This is a genomic window from Catenulispora sp. GAS73 (assembly GCF_041262085.1).
GTDB lineage: Bacteria > Actinomycetota > Actinomycetes > Streptomycetales > Catenulisporaceae > Catenulispora.
Map to the genome: position 1 here is coordinate 114,424 of NZ_JBGCCM010000011.1, position 14,710 is coordinate 129,133.

The window sequence follows — 14,710 nt, forward strand, 5'->3', positions numbered from 1 at the left end:
ATCGATGGCGGACGAACTGATCCCCACCCTGGTGTGGGGCACCGGAAACATCGGGCGTGCGGCGATCCGAGCGGTCGCCGCCCGCCCCGGCCTGGCGTTGCACGCGGTACTGGTACACGACCCGGCGAAGGTCGGGCGCGACGCCGGCGAGCTGGCAGGCCTGGAGCACACACTCGGCGTCGCGGCGACGTCCGACGTCGAGGCGGCACTGCGCGACGCGAAAGCCGTGGTGTACGCAGCCTCCGGCGACGTACGACCCGAGGAGGCGCTGGCCGACGTGGTCCGCGCCATCCGAAGCGGCGCGATCGTGGTCACACCGGCTTTGTACGCGTTCTACGACCCGCACAGCGCCCCGCCCGACCAGCGCGAACGCGTACTCGCGGCGGTCGCCGAGGGCGGCGGATCACTGTTCGCCTCGGGCGTGGACCCGGGCTGGGCCAACGACGTACTGCCACTGATGATGACCAGCCTGGGGACCCGAATCGAGGCGGTGCGCTGCCAGGAGATCTTCGACTACTCGACGTACGACCAGGAGGACTCAGTCCGCTACCTGGTCGGCATGGGCCAGCCGATGGACTACGAACCGCCGATGACCGCACCGGGCGTCCCCACGATGGTGTGGGGCGGCCAGCTCCGACTGATGGCGCGAGCACTGGGCGCTCAGCTGTCGGGCATCTCGGAGCACGTCGAGCGCGCACCGCTGCCCGAAGACGTCGAGACCGCGACGATGGGCAAGTTCGCGGCGAACACGCAAGGCGGAGTGCGCTTCGAAGTACGCGGCGAGATCGGAGGCGTGCCCCGGATCGTGATCGAACACGTGACCCGCATCCACGCCTCGGTGGCACCACAGTGGCCACAGGCACCAGACGGCGTCGGGGCACACCGCGTGCTGATCGAGGGCCGGCCGCGGATCGAGGTCACACTGGAAGCCGCGGACGAGGGCGGAAACCGCTCGGCGGGCGGCAACGCCACAGCCGTCGGACGACTGGTCGGCGCGATCGAGTGGCTGGCCAGCCACGAGCCGGGGGTATACGACGCCCTGGACGTGCCGATAACACCGCCGGCCGGGATCTGGGAGGACAGGACTCAGTGATCATCGACATACCGGAAGGCAAGCAACCGATCGGCTACGTCTGGGGCGAGATGGTACCCGGCATCGGCCCCGCAGCAGCAGCGTTCTCGATGGCGGTGTACCAGCACACGACATTGGGCCTCCGCGAGTTCGAAGCGGCACGTCTACGCATCGCCCAAATCAACGGTTGCCTGTTCTGCCTGGACTGGCGCACCGAGCGCGACGGCGCGAAGGTCGAGAACGGCTTCGCCGCAGCGGTCGCCGAGTGGCGCACCACCGAGGCCTTCGACGAACGGACGCGGCTAGCCGCCGAGTACGCCGAGCGCTACGCGCTGGACCACCACGCGTTGGACGAGGAGTTCTGGGAGCGGATGCTCGCGGCGTATTCGCAGGCGGAGGTGGTGGAGCTGACGATGTGCCTGGGATCGTGGCTGGCCTTCGGCCGACTCAACCACGTGCTGGGCATCGACGCGGTGTGCGTCCTACCGGGGCACTGAGGCGACGACGCGGGAGGCGCGGTCCGACCGGACCATGCGGGGTGTTGGTTCTGGGTCCCTCGCCGCGTCGGCGGGCTCTGCCAACCTGCCCGGTTTGGCGGTGTCAAGCCGGACGAGGGGCGACCACAGCAACAGCGATGCGGCTTGATTCCGCCAAACCGGGCTGGTTCCGTCTACGGCGACGACGCGGCGAGGGACCCAGAACCCTGGCGACCACAAGCAACACCGCCACCAAGCAGCGCAACGCAGGCAACAGCGTGAAGGAAGCCGACCAGTCGCGGGCCGCCGCCAAACAGCCGGACGCGCGGGTCGCCCCCTCGCTGTAGAGCGCCCGCCGGAGGCCTCAAGGCGCCCACCACGCCCAACGATTGCCGCCTACGACATGCGCAGTGACTCGGACCGACGCGCGGTTGTGAACACGAAAACCGCCAGCCGCCAGCGCAACCCGGTGTGCGAGTCGGGCGTGGCGGCATTTTGTTAGGGAATTAACGCCCCTTGTACATAGATATAGCGCGCGCCACCGACACCGACACCGACACCGACACCGACTCGCATCGCGGTTCGGGCAACACGGCTCAGGTAACACGGCTCGGGCGATCGGCACGACCGGTGATCGGTGACCAGGAGCCAGCAACCAGCAACGACGACCGGCGGCCGGCAACCAGCGACCAGCGACCAGCGACAGCAACCAGCAACCAGCAACCAGCAACCAGCAACCAGGCCACAGTAAGTCGGCAACGACGCCGCCCTCACCACCGTGACCTCGCCGCCGCAGTACCCCGTCCCCCGGCCACCGCCCAGCGCCTCAGCCCTCAGCCCTCAGCCCTCAACCCTCAGCGCCTCAACCCCTCACCGCGAAAGCTCCACCATAGTGTCCTCAAAATCCGGGAACTCATCCCGAGCCGCCGCAACCACCTCACGCGCCGTCATCCGCTCCGTCCCAGCGTGCTTCTCAGCGATCGCCGTGAACTCCGGATGCGGGTTGGAGCGGCGAGTCGGGTGCTCCACAGCCTCATACGGCCCCGAGCCGTCAGCCACCAGCCACAGGAACGACGGCAGGTCGCAGGCGACCACGCCCGTCTCGCCCTCCGAGCCCAGAAACACGATCGGCTGCTCCGCCAGCGGTGCGTCCTCGCGGACCAGCCAGAAGGCCGCGTAGCCGCCGTCGGCGGTCTGGCCGAAGACGCGGAACTGGTCGGCGTCGGCTTCCGGGTTGCCGGTCCAGCCCTGGAACCAGTCGGCGGTGTCCTCGGAGTCCAGGAACTCCTCGAAGGGTTCGAAGTCCACCGGGGGGTGCTCGGGGGCTTCGTCCTCGTCGCGCTCGTCGCGCTCGTCGTCGCCCTGCTCGTCCTCGTCGGCTTCCAGGGGGAAGCCGATCGCGGCTATCGCGGCCAGCGCCGCGGGCAAGGCGAGGTCGTCGTCGTCTTCGATAGTCACGAGCCGTAGATTAGCCGCGCCCGGGCCGTCTACTCCAGCCTCACGGAGAGCATCTCGGTGTGGCGGGCCCGTGGCGCGCTCCCTAGGGGTATATCCGATGGCGTGTGTGTGCCCCGTCCTGGTGAAATGGGTGGTGAGACGCGAGGGAGGGGTGACGATGAACGCCACCGTCGAACGCGAGCGTCAAGGCAACGAGCAGGGTCCCGTGACCATCGTCCACACGTGGGGCAGCTGGCCGTGGCGCGCGCAGTGCGAGGTCTGCACGACGCGCTCTCCGGGGCAGCGCACGCACGACGAAGCCCGCCAGTGGGCTGACAGTCACTACCACGCCTTCCACGAGATCAGCTGACGCTCGGAGCACCACCGAGATCGTGGAACGCCGAAGGCCCGGAACCCTTGCCGTGACAAGGAAACCGGGCCTGTCGGTGCCGGCCGGCTCTCGAACCGGACTACTTCTGCCGCTTCTGCCGCTTCCGCTGCTTCTGCCCCCGCTGCGACTTCCGCTGCTTCCGCCGCCGCTGCTGCTTCCGCTGCTTCCGCTACTTCCGCTACCTCTGCTACTTCTGCTTGGGCAGCACCACCACAGCCAGCGGCGTCCGCTGCGCCCCCTGCCCCAGCGGGTTGTCCTTGAAGATCTCCGCGATCTTCTCCTCGGCGACCGTGGTGGCCTGCCCCAGGATGTTGCACCCCAGGTCGTTGGCGTCGATGATGGCCACGCCCTGGAACGTGTCAGCAGCCTGCTTCGGCAGCGCCTTGCGCAGCCGGTCGGCCAGCTCCGAGGCCGCCTTCCCCGGGTCGGCCGGCGCGAGCTTCGCCGAGACGTTCGACGGGTACAGCGAGTACTGCGTCGGCCCGTCGATGGCCCGCACCGCGGGGCCGGCCAGCTGGTAGAACAGGCCCTTGCGGCCCACGACCTTGCCGACCGCGCCGGCCGCCGAGGCGGCCACGATCCGCGCCAGCCCCGCCTCCTGGATCGCCAACTGCATGGTCTCCGGGGAGCCCAGGCCGATGCCGGCGGGCGTGCGGACCACGAACTTCTGCAGCTTGCGGGCCGCGAACGAGGGCTTGATCTCCCACAGGAAGTAGCTGCGGCCCTGCGAGATGGCGACCACCTTCTCGCTCACCGCCAGGAACCAGGGGCTGTTCAGCGCCTCGGCGTGGTCGTCGGACTCCGCCGCGCGGGTCGCGAACTCGGCGCCGTACTCGGAGATCTTGGTGTGGAAGTCGTCGCCCTTGGCGAAGGCGTCGGTCTGGATCGGGAAGCGCAGCACCTGTCCGCTGGACGGGGTGCTGATCGCGATCTCCTTGCCGGGGTTGGCCGCGAAGTACTCCTTGGCCGCCGAGGTCGTGGAGTCGATGTGGGTGCCGGGGGCGTCCACGAAGGTGCGCAGCCACAGCTCGACGTTCAGCATCCGCCAGAACAGCATGGTGTCGCTGTTCTTGCCGGAGATGAACTCCTCGAACGCGCGCAGCACCGAGGCCTGGTCGAAGTACGGCCGCGAGCCGAAGGAGTCCGAGCGGAACACCGTGTGCACGTGGTTTTTGATGCGCAGGAACCACTCGCGCTCCGGCGTGGTGAAGCCGATCTTGTTGCGGCGGTCGACGATCTGGTCCGGCAGCAGGCCGCGCACCGAGTCGCGCAGGATCTTCTTGTTCCAGCCGCCCTTGATGATCGCCTCGGGCTCCAGGGTGAACAGGTAGCGCACCAGGTTGAAGTCCAGGAAGGGCACGCGGCCCTCCAGCGAGAACCGCATGGTGTTGCGGTCCTCGTAGCGCAGCAGCGAGGGCAGGGAGTTGGCGAAGATGTCCTCGACCAGGCGGGCCCGCAGGTCGTCCGGGACCGGGCTGAAGGTCTCGCCGCGGTGCTGCTTGGCGAAGCCCTTGTCCAGCATCTGCCGGATGTCGACCGGCTTGTCCAGGCCGAGCTTGCCGCGCACCACCTGCTTGCCGTAGCGGGACAGCACGTCGGTGGAGGAGACGACCTCGCGCATCAGCTTCGTGTACTGCTTCTCCTTGCGCAGCTGGCGCAGGTAGACGAAGTAGTACGGCAGGTAGCCGGCCATCATCTCGTCCGCGCCCTGGCCGTCGAGCAGGACGGTCACGTGCTTGGTGGCCTCCTGCATGACCTTGTACTGCGCGTAGGGGCCGGTGGAGATGGTCGGCTCTTCCTGCGTGCGCACGAAGTCGGCGAGGTCCTCCAGGAACTCGTCGGGGTTCGGGTGGATCTTGTGGCACTCGATCGGGCCACTGTCAGCAGCAGTCTTGGCCATGACGGCGTCGACGTAGCGCTCCTCGTCGTTGACGCTGCCGGGGAACACCGCGGAGAAGCTGTTCTGCGTCGCGCCGACCGACTCGACGTCCCGCGCGTGCTGCTTCATCAGCTTGCTGATCACCGCGACGACCGTCGAGGAGTCCAGGCCCCCGGACAGCGCGGTGCCCACCGGAACCTCACCGACCAGGCGCATCCGGATCGACTCGGTGAGCCGCTCCTTGAACTCCTTGGTGGTGTCCTTGGTAAACGGCGAGCGTGGGCCGTCGGCCAGCAGGTCCTCGCGCAGCGTGGTGAACATGCGGCGCTGCACGGTGACATCAGCGCCGGCGCCCTCGAAAACGACGACCTCGCCGGGGCGGACCTTCTCGATCCCGGCGAAGAAGGTGCGGTCGGAGTCCTCGTGGATGCGGAAGCGCAGGTAGCGGTAGAGGGTGGCGTCGTCCGGGGCCGCCTCGACCAGGCCCGAGGCCAGGATCGCCTTGATCTCCGAGCCGAAGACCAGCCGGTGGCTGCCGTCGGCGCCGGTCACCGAGGCCAGGTAGAGCGGCTTGATGCCGAAATGGTCGCGCGCCAGGTAGCTCTTGCCGGTCTCGGTGTCGTGGATGGCCACCGCGAACATGCCGTTGAACCGGTCGAAGGCCGCCTCGCCCCACTCGGCGAAGGCGCGGACCACGACTTCGGTGTCGCAGACCGTGCGGAAGGTGTGGCCGAGGGCTTCCAGCTCGGCCATCAGCTCCCGGTAGTTGTAGACCTCGCCGTTGTAGACGGCGGCGTAGCGGCCGTCCTCGGTGAGGAAGGGCTGGTCGCCGTGGGCCCGGTCGATGATCGCCAGGCGGCGGTGAGCGTAGCCGACTGCTGCCCCGTCGCTATAGACGCCCTCGCCGTCGGGCCCCCGGTGGGCGATGGCGTCGCCCATCCGCTTGAGCATGGCCTCGTCATGAGCCCCGAAGACACCCGCGATACCGCACATGTACTGTGCCACTCCTCGCCGTAATAGAACCTGCCGCGCTGAGCCAAACCTATACGACGAGCGGGTGACGCCTGTGCGACGTCGAGTAGTGTGATCTTCGAGCGGGCAGAGGTACCCCGTGAGCTGTCCCGTCGCCCTCCGCACCTGTGAGATCGGTGTGGGCGCCCGGCCCGGCGTGGGATCTTCCGACGTTGCTACCATCGGAGTCGGAGGCGAATTTCCAGCGCATCCGCCCATGCCGGACGCCACGGCTACCGATCCGGGGGGACGACGATGGCGAATGAGACCGTGACCGACAGGGCGCAGGACCCGCTCGACGCCGGTTCCGGAGCCGACCGCGAACCCGGGGACCCAGTGGAGGCACCCGGTACCGCGACCAGCGGGCTCAGTGGCGACCCCATCCGGACCACGCTTCCCGTGGATGCCGAGGCTGCGCCAGGTACAGGCAGCGGTACGGGCGGCGGTACAGATGGCGATATGGGCACCACCGGCACGCTTCCCCTGGACCCGCAGGCTGCTGCCGCCGCCGCGGCTCCCGGCCTCGCCGCCGACTCCGACGCCGAAACCGTGCTCGCCCTGGACCCGCGAGCTGCCGCCGCCGTCGCGGCTGCGGACCTCGCCGTCGACGCGAATCGTGCCGCCGAGGCGAACGGTGCCGCCGACGCGCACCTCAACGCCGTTGACCCGGACGCGGCGCCCCAGCGCAACCCGGTGGTCCGCGCCGCCGTGGCCGTGGCCCGCACCTTCGTGCGCGACATGGTCGTCTTCTTCTCGGTCCCGGTCCGCGAGGTCCGCACGAAGCACCTGATGGCGATCCCGGCCACGCTGACGTGCGTGGCGACCATCGGCGTGCTGTGGATCCTGGAGCTGATCCGGCCCACCGGGCTGGCGTTCGTCCTGGACGTCGCCGGCGTGCGCCAGGGCGAGCCGATCTGGAAGCTGCTCCCGCAGCTCCCGCTGTCCCTGTTCGCCCCGGCGCCGGACCTGCCGGCCTGGGGCGCGATGGCGCAGGTGCTGATCGCCTTCGGGATCGCGGAGTGCTGGCTGGGCTGGAAGAAGATGATCGCGATCGCGATGATCACCAGCGCGGTCACCTCGATGGCCGCCCGGGTGATGGTCTACGCCAGCAACTGGTTGCACATCGGCACCCCGCAGATCGACAACTTCCAGGTCGACACCGGCCCCTCGGTCGCGGTGGTGTCGCTGCTGATCTACCTGGCGCTACGGCTGCGGACGTACTGGGTGGTGGCGCTGACCGCGGTGTCGATGGGCGGCGAGGCGGCGATCCTGCCGAACCTGGCCGGGCGCGAGCACCTGGTGGCGATCAGCCTGGGCATCATCACCTACTTCCTGCTGGACCGGTGGTGGCCGGCGTGGAAGCGACGACGGATCGAGCGGGCCACTTCGGACTGAGCGGGCTGACCGGGCTAACCCGAAGCCGACTGACCGAAGCCGACTGACCGAAGCGGACCGAAACGGAGTGAGCAGGCTGACCGGACTGCCCTGACCGCAGCCGCCCCGCGGTCTTCTCGCCGCAGCCGGCCGGCGACTCAGCTGCCTGAGTCGCTCGCCGAACCGCGCGGCCGAACCCGCGCCGGATTGAGCCTCAGCCCCCGAATCGAGGCATCGATGATCTCGATCGGGTGCAGCACCGGGGTGTCGTCCCCGAGGTGCCGCTGGATCTGCAGCAGACAGCCGGGGTTGCCGGTGGCGACCAGGTCGGGGGCCGTGGCCCGGACCCGCTCGGCCTTGCGCCGTCCCAACTCCTCCGCGGCCTCCGGGCGCACCAGGTTGTGCACGCCCGCCGAGCCGCAGCAGAACGCGGCCTCCGCCGGCTCGACCACTTCCAGGCCCGGGATGTCGTTCAGCAGCTTGCGCGGCTGCGCCCGCACGCCCTGGCCGTGCGCCAGGTGGCAGGCGTCGTGGTAGGCGACGCGGGCCTCGATCGGGTGACGCTCGGCGCGTGGTTCGAGGTCGGCCAGGACCTCGGAGACGTCGCGGATCTTCGCGGCGAACTCCGCGGCCGGTGCGGCGTAGTCGGGGTCGTCGGCGAGCAGTTCGCCGTACTGCTTCAGGGTGGAGCCGCAGCCGGCGACGTTGACCACGACCGCGTCGAGGTTGCCCAGCGCCACCGTCGCGGACGACGCGGACGCCGGGCGCCGGAAGGCGTCGATCAGCCGCCGCGCGTAGCGCTTGGCCTCCTCCTCGCGTCCGGCGTGCAGCGACAGGGCGCCGCAGCAGCCCTGGTCCGGCACAACTACGTGGCAGCCCTCGGCTTGCAGCACCCGCACGGTCGCGGCGTTGACGTCGCCGAAGAACACCCGCTGCACGCACCCGGAAATCATCCCCACGATCGCGCGCCGCTCCCCCTGTGGCTGGCTGCTGGCCGGCAGCCTGCTCCACGCCTTGCGCAGCGTGGTCTCCGGCATCAGCGCCTCCATGGCGCCGAGCTTCGGGAAGCGCCGCAGCAGTCCGCTGGAACGGACCAGCGCCGCGCCACCCGTCCGGCGGTACGCGACCGCGCCGAGTGCCGCGACCCGCAGGCGCGCCGGGTGCGGGAACAGGCCGAACACGAGCTCCCGGAAGGCCCGGTCGCCGCGGTGCTCGGCGTAGGCCTGCTCGACCTCGGGGCGGAACTCCTCGATGATCCGGTCGTACTGGACGCCGGAGGGGCACGCGCTGACGCAGGACAGGCAGCCCAGGCAGGAGTCGACGTGTTCGGCGACCGCGTCGTCGAGCTCGGCCTTGCCCTCGATCACCTGGCGCATCAGGTGGATGCGGCCGCGCGGGGAGTCGTTCTCATCACCCGTGAGGGCATAGGTGGGGCAGGCCGGGAGGCAGAAGCCGCAGTGGACGCACTTGGCGGTCAGGTCGTCCAGGTTCTCGCCCATGCCAGGCAGTGTACTGATCGGAAGATCCAGATGAACAGCAAAACGGTCCCTGCTCTCGATCAACGAGATCAGGGACCGCTCCATGGAGGGTGAGCGACGGGGCTCGAACCCGCGACAACTGGGATCACAACCCAGGACTCTACCAACTGAGCTACGCCCACCATGCACCGTCGCGTCGTTGGACCCCGGTCTCCCGTGTCCCGCGCCGCGCTGGCACCGCCAAGCATACATGGATCCGGCGGTGCTCCGCACAACCCTTTAGCTCGGCTCCCGGAGGACCCGATCGGGAGGTCAGGACTCCGCGCGCGCCGCCGCCGCGGCGGCCTCCTCGGCCTCGATCCGGCCGGCGAGGGTGCGTGCGGTCTCCGAGTCCGGGCCGGGCTGCGGAACGAAGATCGCGTCGCGGTAGTAGCGGAGTTCGGCGATGGAGTCGCGGATGTCGCCCAGGGCGCGGTGGTTGCCGGTCTTCTTCGGGGCGTTGAAGTAGACGCGCGGATACCAGCGGCGGGCCAGTTCCTTGATCGAGGAGACGTCCACGATGCGGTAGTGCAGGTGCTGTTCGAGCTCGGGCATGTCGCGGGCCAGGAAGCCGCGGTCGGTGCCGACGGAGTTGCCGGCCAGCTGCGCCTTGCCGGCCTCCGGGACGTGCTCGCGGACGTAGGCCAGGACGCGCTCCTCGGCCTCGGCCATGGGGATCCCGTCCGCGAGTTCCTCCAGCAGGCCGGAGGAGGTGTGCATGTCGCGGACCACGTCCACCATGCCGGCCAGCAGGCCCGGCAGGTCGTCGGCCGGTGGTGCGACCACCACGTCGACCCCGTCCCCCAGGACGTTCAGCTCCGAGTCCGTGACCAGGACGGCCACCTCGATCAGAGCGTCCTTGTCCAGGTCGAGCCCGGTCATCTCGCAGTCGATCCACACCAGCCTGTCACTCATGCTTACACCCTAGTGGGGGTGACGGTCGGACCGGGATCGACAACTGTGTTGACCATCTGGTCGGCGGCGCCCTAGGCTGAGATCGACAACCCCGTTGACCATTATGAAGCACTGGAGTCAGCCATGCCCCTGTCCACCCTCGCCGAGGCCCCGCGATTCGACCTCGACGGCTTCACCTTCCGCCCGCTCGCGGTCCCGTCGCGCGGCAGCACCGAACTGGCGGTCTGGGCCCTCGATCTGGAGCCCGGCGCCGTCAGCGAGACCCACAGCATGGACCGCGAGGAGGTCTTCGTCGTCGTCAGCGGCGCCGTCTCGGCCACCGTGGGCGAGCGCGCCGTGCACGCCGGACTCGGAGACGCGGTCATCGTGCCGCCGCACACCACCCTGCGACTGGGCAACGCCAGCGCCGAGAGCCCGGCGGTGCTCACCGCCGTCACCTCCGTCGGGATGACGGCGACCGTCGGCGGCGCGGCCTTCGCGCCGCCGTGGGCTCAGTAGGGGCGGTAGGGACGGGCCCTACCCGTCGCGGCCCTCGCGGCCGCCCCTGGCCCGGGACGCCAGGTAGGCCTCGCGATAGCGCGCGGGCTGCGTGCCGAGCACCCGCAGGAAGTTGGCGCGCATCGCCGGTCCCGAGGCGAACCCGGAGCGCCGGGCCACCTCGTCCACCGGCAGGTCGGTGGACTCCAGGATGCGCTGCGCGGCGATCACGCGCTGGGAGTTCACCCAGCGCAGCGGTGTGGTGCCGGTGACTTCCAGGAAGCGGCGGTCGAAGGTCCGGCGGGACATCGCGGAGTGTTTGGCGAACTCGTCCACGTCGAACGGCTCGGCCAGGTGATCCAGGGCCCAGGACATCGCGTCGCCGATCGGCGTGCCGGCGCCGAGTTCGGAGGGCAGGTGGCGGTCGAAGTAGGCGGCCTGGCCGCTGCGCCGGCCCGGCCCCACCACCAGGCGGCGGGCCAGCGCGCTGGCGGCTTCGGCTCCGTGGTCCATCCGGACCAGGTACAGACACAGGTCCAGGCCGGCCGCGGCGCCGGCGCCGGTGACCACGTCGCCGTGGTCGATCTGCATCGAGCGGGCGTCCACCTTCACCCTGCGGTGGTGGCGGGCCAGGGCCGGCGCGTACATCCAGTGCGTGGTGGCCCCGCGGCCGTCGAGAACGCCGGCCGCGGCGAGGACGAAGACCCCAGAGTCGAACGCGGCCAGCCGCGCGCCCTCCTTGTGAGCCTTGCGCACCGCGGCCAGCGCCGGTTCCGGGGGCCGCTCGCCCGGCGCCCGCCACGCCGGCACGATCACGGTGCCGGCCTGGTCGGCGCCCGACAACCCGAACGGCGTGGAGATGCGCAGGGAGCCGGTGGTGGCCAACGGCCCGGCTTCACCGGCGCACACCAGTAACCGGTAGTACGGCAGTCCCATGACGCGCCGGTCGACGCCGAACACCGAGATCGGTATCGAGGACTCGAACAGGGGGGCGTCCCGGAACAGCAGGACGGCGACGGTACCCCGGTCGCGCGTGGGGGCCAGGCGCGGGCGGGGGGCAGTCAGTGTCATTCGGCGGGCTGACCTCTCTGGTCCAGATGGATCGTCGGAACGAGCCATTTTCCTTTGTGCGCAAAGGCAAAAGCGACTTGGAGCGGAAGCCGTGCCGGGCCAGTGATTATCAGAACACATACATGATCGGGGCACGGGTGTCCACCCGCGCCCGACGCCCCGCCGGGGCTCGCACCGGTGGCGCACAATGGCGATCTGTGTTGCTCTACTAATAATCTGTGGTGATCTACTACGGGGCGGAAACGGGCAGACCATCGCCGGGGGACAGCCGAAAGGGGGCACGGCGGGTGGATGCGGAAGCCGCGACGGACCGGCGGCGAAAGCTCGACGCGGTCCTGGCTGACCTGCGCCGGGAGTGCGGTCCGACGCTGCGCGTGCTCTCCGGCGAGGCCGAACGTCGAGCGTATGAGACCGACGCGCTCACCGCGCACCGCGTTTTGCCCGGTCTGGTCCTGCTCCCCGCCGATCGCTCCCAGGTCGCCCCGATCGTCCGGGCGTGCCTGCGGCACGGCGTCCCGTACGTCGCACGCGGCGCCGGGACCGGTTTGTCCGGGGGCGCGCTGCCGGCTGAATCAGGGGTCGTCATCGCATTAGCAAAGCTCAACCGGATACTTGATGTGGATCCGGACCGGATGGTGGCCGTCGTGGAGCCGGGCGCGACCAACCTGTCGATCAGTGCCGCCGTCGCCGGATTCGGGCTCTACTACGCGCCGGACCCCTCCTCACAGGTGGTGTGCACGATCGGCGGCAACGTCGCGGAGAACTCCGGCGGCGCGCACTGCCTGAAATACGGCTTCACCTCGCATCATGTGCTCGCGGTCGAAACCGTGCTGCCGGACGGCTCGACGGTCGTCCTGGGCTCGGATGACATAGAAGCACCTTGTTATGACGCCCCCGGCTATGACCTGCGCGGAGTGTTCGTCGGCGCCGAGGGAACGTGCGGCGTCGCCACCCGGATCGCGGTGCGTCTGCTGCGGAAGCCGGAGGTCGTGCGGACGCTGGTCGCGGACTTCCCGGACGTGCCCTCGGCCTGCGAGACGGTCAGCGCGGTGATCGCCGCCGGGATCGTGCCCGCGGCCATCGAGATGATGGACAACCTGGCCATTCGCGCCTGCGAGGACGCCGTGCACGCCGGCTACGACCGGGAAGCGGCAGCCTCGCTCATCATCGAGCTGGACGGCCCCGGCGAGGAGTGCGCGGAGCTGTTCGAGCAGGTCAGCGCCCTGTGTTCGGAGCACGCGTGCACCCGGCTGCGCATCGCCGCGGACGACGCCGAGCGCGCGGCGATCTGGGCCGGCCGCAAGGCCGCCTTCGCGGCGATGGGGAGGCTCTCTCCGGAATTCCTTTTGCAGGACGGAGTCGTACCGCGGACCCGGCTCGCTGAGGCATTGGCCGGAATTGCGGACCTTTCTTCGGCCGCAGGGTTGCGTGTTGCCAATGTGTTCCACGCGGGCGATGGAAACCTCCATCCCCTCGTTTTGTACCGCGAATCGGACGGCGAGGGTCCGGCCGCCGAAGCGCTCGCCGCGGCGATCGCGGAGCTGTGCGTCGCCCTCGGCGGCTCGCTGTCCGGCGAGCACGGGATCGGCGTGGACAAAGCGTGCTCGATGCCCAAAATGTTCTCCCCCGCGGACCTGACGGCGATGGACCGTCTGCGCGCCGCGTTCGACCCGTCAGGGCTGTGCAACCCCAACAAGGTGTTCCCGACTCCCGCGTTGTGCGGCGAGGCCAGGGGCGGGGCCTATCAGCCGCACCCGCTCGAAGAGACCGGAAAGATCCAGAGATGGTAGGCGCTTCATCCTCCTCCGCTTCCACCCCCGGCGGGCATCCGTCCGCCGGCGGCTCGTCGGCGTCCCACGGCTCGTCGGCCGACGGCGCGCCGACCTTCGAGCCGTCGTCCGGCCCGCGCTCGATCACGCCGACGACGGTGAAGGACCTGCGCGACGCCGTCACCACGAACGGCGCGGTGCTGATACGCGGCACAGGAACGGCGACCACGTGGGGCGCGCCGGTGCGCGACGCGCGCACCACAGTGTCCCTCGCCGGCATGGACCGGGTGCTGGACTACCGGCCCGCGGACATGACGGTGCACGTCCAGGGCGGGATCCGGCTGGACGCGCTCCAGGAGGAGCTGGCCGAGCACGGGCAGTGGCTGCCGTACGACCCGGCGCGCTCGGAGGCGACGATCGGCGGCCTGCTGGCCACCGGCGACGCGGGCCCGCGGCGCATGGCGTACGGATCGCTGCGGGAGCTGGTCATCGGCGCGACGATGGTGTTCCCGGACGGCGCGATCGCCAAGAGCGGCGGGCACGTCATCAAGAACGTGGCCGGCTACGACCTGGCGAAGCTGTGCCACGGATCGCTGGGAACGCTGGGCGTGGTGGTCGAGCTCGTGCTGCGGGTGCACCCGCTCCCCCAGACCTCGCGCACGGTGATGGCGCGCGACGTCGACACCGCGACGGCGCAGCGGCTGACGTGGGCGCTGACGAAGTCGGCGATCGAACCCACGGCGGTGGAGTGGTGCGAACCGGAGCAGGTGCTGGCGGTGCGCTTCGACGGCACCGCCGACGGCGCGGCGGCCCGGGCGGCGGCCGCGCGCTCGATGCTCACGGGGAGCCTGGCGGAGCTGGACGAAGGCGAGGCGCACAGCTTCTGGGAGTCGCACGCGGCCCGGGTCGTCGCAGAACCCGGAGACACGGTGATGCGCGCGGCAACGCGGCCCGGGGTGGATCCGGCGCTGGTCGGGGCGCTGTCGGCGTGGGCGGACCGGGCGGGGGTCAAGGCGCTGCTGACGTGCAGCCCGGCGACCGGCGCCTACACCGTGCGCATCACGGGGTCCGACGCCAAGGCGCACGCCGAGGTCGTGAAGAACTGGCGCGCGTCGGTCGAGGCGGTCGGCGGGTTCGTGATGCTGCGGAGGCGGCGCCCGGGGGTGGACGCGATGGTGGAGTCCTGGGGGCGCGCGCCGGGGAGCGTTGAGGTGATGAGGCGGGTGAAGGGGAACTTCGATCCGGAGAATCGGTTTGCTCCGGGGCGGTTCGCGCCTTGGTTCTGAGAAATCGCCTGTAAACCACAGCCCAACCGCACCCG

General features: G+C 70.1%; 13 protein-coding genes and 1 tRNA gene. 8 read left to right on the forward strand and 6 right to left on the reverse strand.

Annotation, left to right across the window (positions count from 1 at the left end):
- The first annotated feature begins 16 nt into the window (after positions 1–16).
- From ABH935_RS18355 to ABH935_RS18365, 3 genes are all read left to right on the forward strand, one after another.
- The gene (locus tag ABH935_RS18355; protein WP_370379259.1) at positions 17–1,093 is read left to right on the forward strand and encodes a dihydrodipicolinate reductase; all 1,077 of its coding nucleotides are present in this window, start codon (positions 17–19) and stop codon (positions 1,091–1,093) included.
- A complete protein-coding gene (locus ABH935_RS18360) occupies positions 1,090–1,569 on the forward strand; it encodes a carboxymuconolactone decarboxylase family protein (RefSeq protein WP_370379115.1) in 480 nt (159 codons plus the stop codon). Before ABH935_RS18355 ends, ABH935_RS18360 begins: the two co-directional genes overlap by 4 nt.
- A 137-nt stretch (positions 1,570–1,706) precedes the next feature.
- Positions 1,707–1,895: a hypothetical protein gene (locus ABH935_RS18365; RefSeq protein ID WP_370379116.1), complete on the forward strand. Its 189-nt coding sequence runs from the start codon at positions 1,707–1,709 to the stop codon at positions 1,893–1,895.
- Between the two features lie 523 nt (positions 1,896–2,418).
- On the opposite strand, the gene ABH935_RS18370 is transcribed toward ABH935_RS18365, so the two are convergent.
- Positions 2,419–3,006, reverse strand: a complete 588-nt coding sequence (locus tag ABH935_RS18370; RefSeq protein WP_370379117.1) for an SMI1/KNR4 family protein — start codon at positions 3,004–3,006, stop codon at positions 2,419–2,421.
- A 157-nt stretch (positions 3,007–3,163) separates the two neighbouring features.
- On the opposite strand from ABH935_RS18370, the gene ABH935_RS18375 reads away from it, so the two are divergent.
- Entirely contained in the window at positions 3,164–3,355 is a 192-nt protein-coding gene (locus tag ABH935_RS18375) for a hypothetical protein (RefSeq protein WP_370379118.1), read from the forward strand.
- A 208-nt stretch (positions 3,356–3,563) separates the two neighbouring features.
- Here the strand turns inward: ABH935_RS18375 and asnB are convergent, their stop codons facing one another.
- Positions 3,564–6,248 carry an asparagine synthase (glutamine-hydrolyzing) gene (gene asnB, locus ABH935_RS18380; RefSeq protein WP_370379119.1) on the reverse strand — a complete coding sequence of 895 codons (2,685 nt, stop codon included), beginning with the start codon at positions 6,246–6,248 and terminating at the stop codon, positions 3,564–3,566.
- Between the two features lie 477 nt (positions 6,249–6,725).
- Here asnB and ABH935_RS18385 point away from each other — a divergent pair, with 477 nt between their 5' ends.
- Positions 6,726–7,661, forward strand: coding sequence for a hypothetical protein (locus ABH935_RS18385; protein ID WP_370379120.1), 936 nt, complete (start codon positions 6,726–6,728; stop codon positions 7,659–7,661).
- 137 nt (positions 7,662–7,798) lie between these two features.
- Here ABH935_RS18385 and ABH935_RS18390 read toward each other — a convergent pair whose 3' ends face one another.
- The 3 genes from ABH935_RS18390 to orn all read right to left on the reverse strand — a co-directional run bounded on the left by ABH935_RS18390 (position 7,799) and on the right by orn (position 10,072).
- The gene (locus ABH935_RS18390; RefSeq protein ID WP_370379121.1) at positions 7,799–9,139 is read right to left on the reverse strand and encodes a (Fe-S)-binding protein; all 1,341 of its coding nucleotides are present in this window, start codon (positions 9,137–9,139) and stop codon (positions 7,799–7,801) included.
- A gap of 87 nt (positions 9,140–9,226) precedes the next feature.
- Positions 9,227–9,301: transfer RNA gene (locus ABH935_RS18395), tRNA-His, on the reverse strand.
- A gap of 129 nt (positions 9,302–9,430) precedes the next feature.
- Positions 9,431–10,072 (reverse strand): oligoribonuclease, encoded by a 642-nt coding sequence (orn, locus tag ABH935_RS18400; protein WP_370379122.1) that lies wholly within the window; start codon positions 10,070–10,072, stop codon positions 9,431–9,433.
- 123 nt (positions 10,073–10,195) lie between these two features.
- Here orn and ABH935_RS18405 point away from each other — a divergent pair, with 123 nt between their 5' ends.
- A complete protein-coding gene (locus tag ABH935_RS18405) occupies positions 10,196–10,570 on the forward strand; it encodes a cupin domain-containing protein (RefSeq protein WP_370379123.1) in 375 nt (124 codons plus the stop codon).
- A gap of 18 nt (positions 10,571–10,588) precedes the next feature.
- Here the strand turns inward: ABH935_RS18405 and ABH935_RS18410 are convergent, their stop codons facing one another.
- Complete coding sequence (locus tag ABH935_RS18410; protein WP_194906590.1) at positions 10,589–11,620, reverse strand: GlxA family transcriptional regulator; 1,032 nt, start codon at positions 11,618–11,620, stop codon at positions 10,589–10,591.
- 287 nt (positions 11,621–11,907) lie between these two features.
- Between ABH935_RS18410 and ABH935_RS18415 the strand changes: the two genes are divergently transcribed.
- Positions 11,908–13,410, forward strand: coding sequence for an FAD-linked oxidase C-terminal domain-containing protein (locus ABH935_RS18415; protein WP_370379124.1), 1,503 nt, complete (start codon positions 11,908–11,910; stop codon positions 13,408–13,410).
- Complete coding sequence (locus ABH935_RS18420; RefSeq protein ID WP_370379125.1) at positions 13,404–14,675, forward strand: FAD-binding oxidoreductase; 1,272 nt, start codon at positions 13,404–13,406, stop codon at positions 14,673–14,675. Before ABH935_RS18415 ends, ABH935_RS18420 begins: the two co-directional genes overlap by 7 nt.
- The last annotated feature ends 35 nt before the right edge of the window (positions 14,676–14,710 follow it).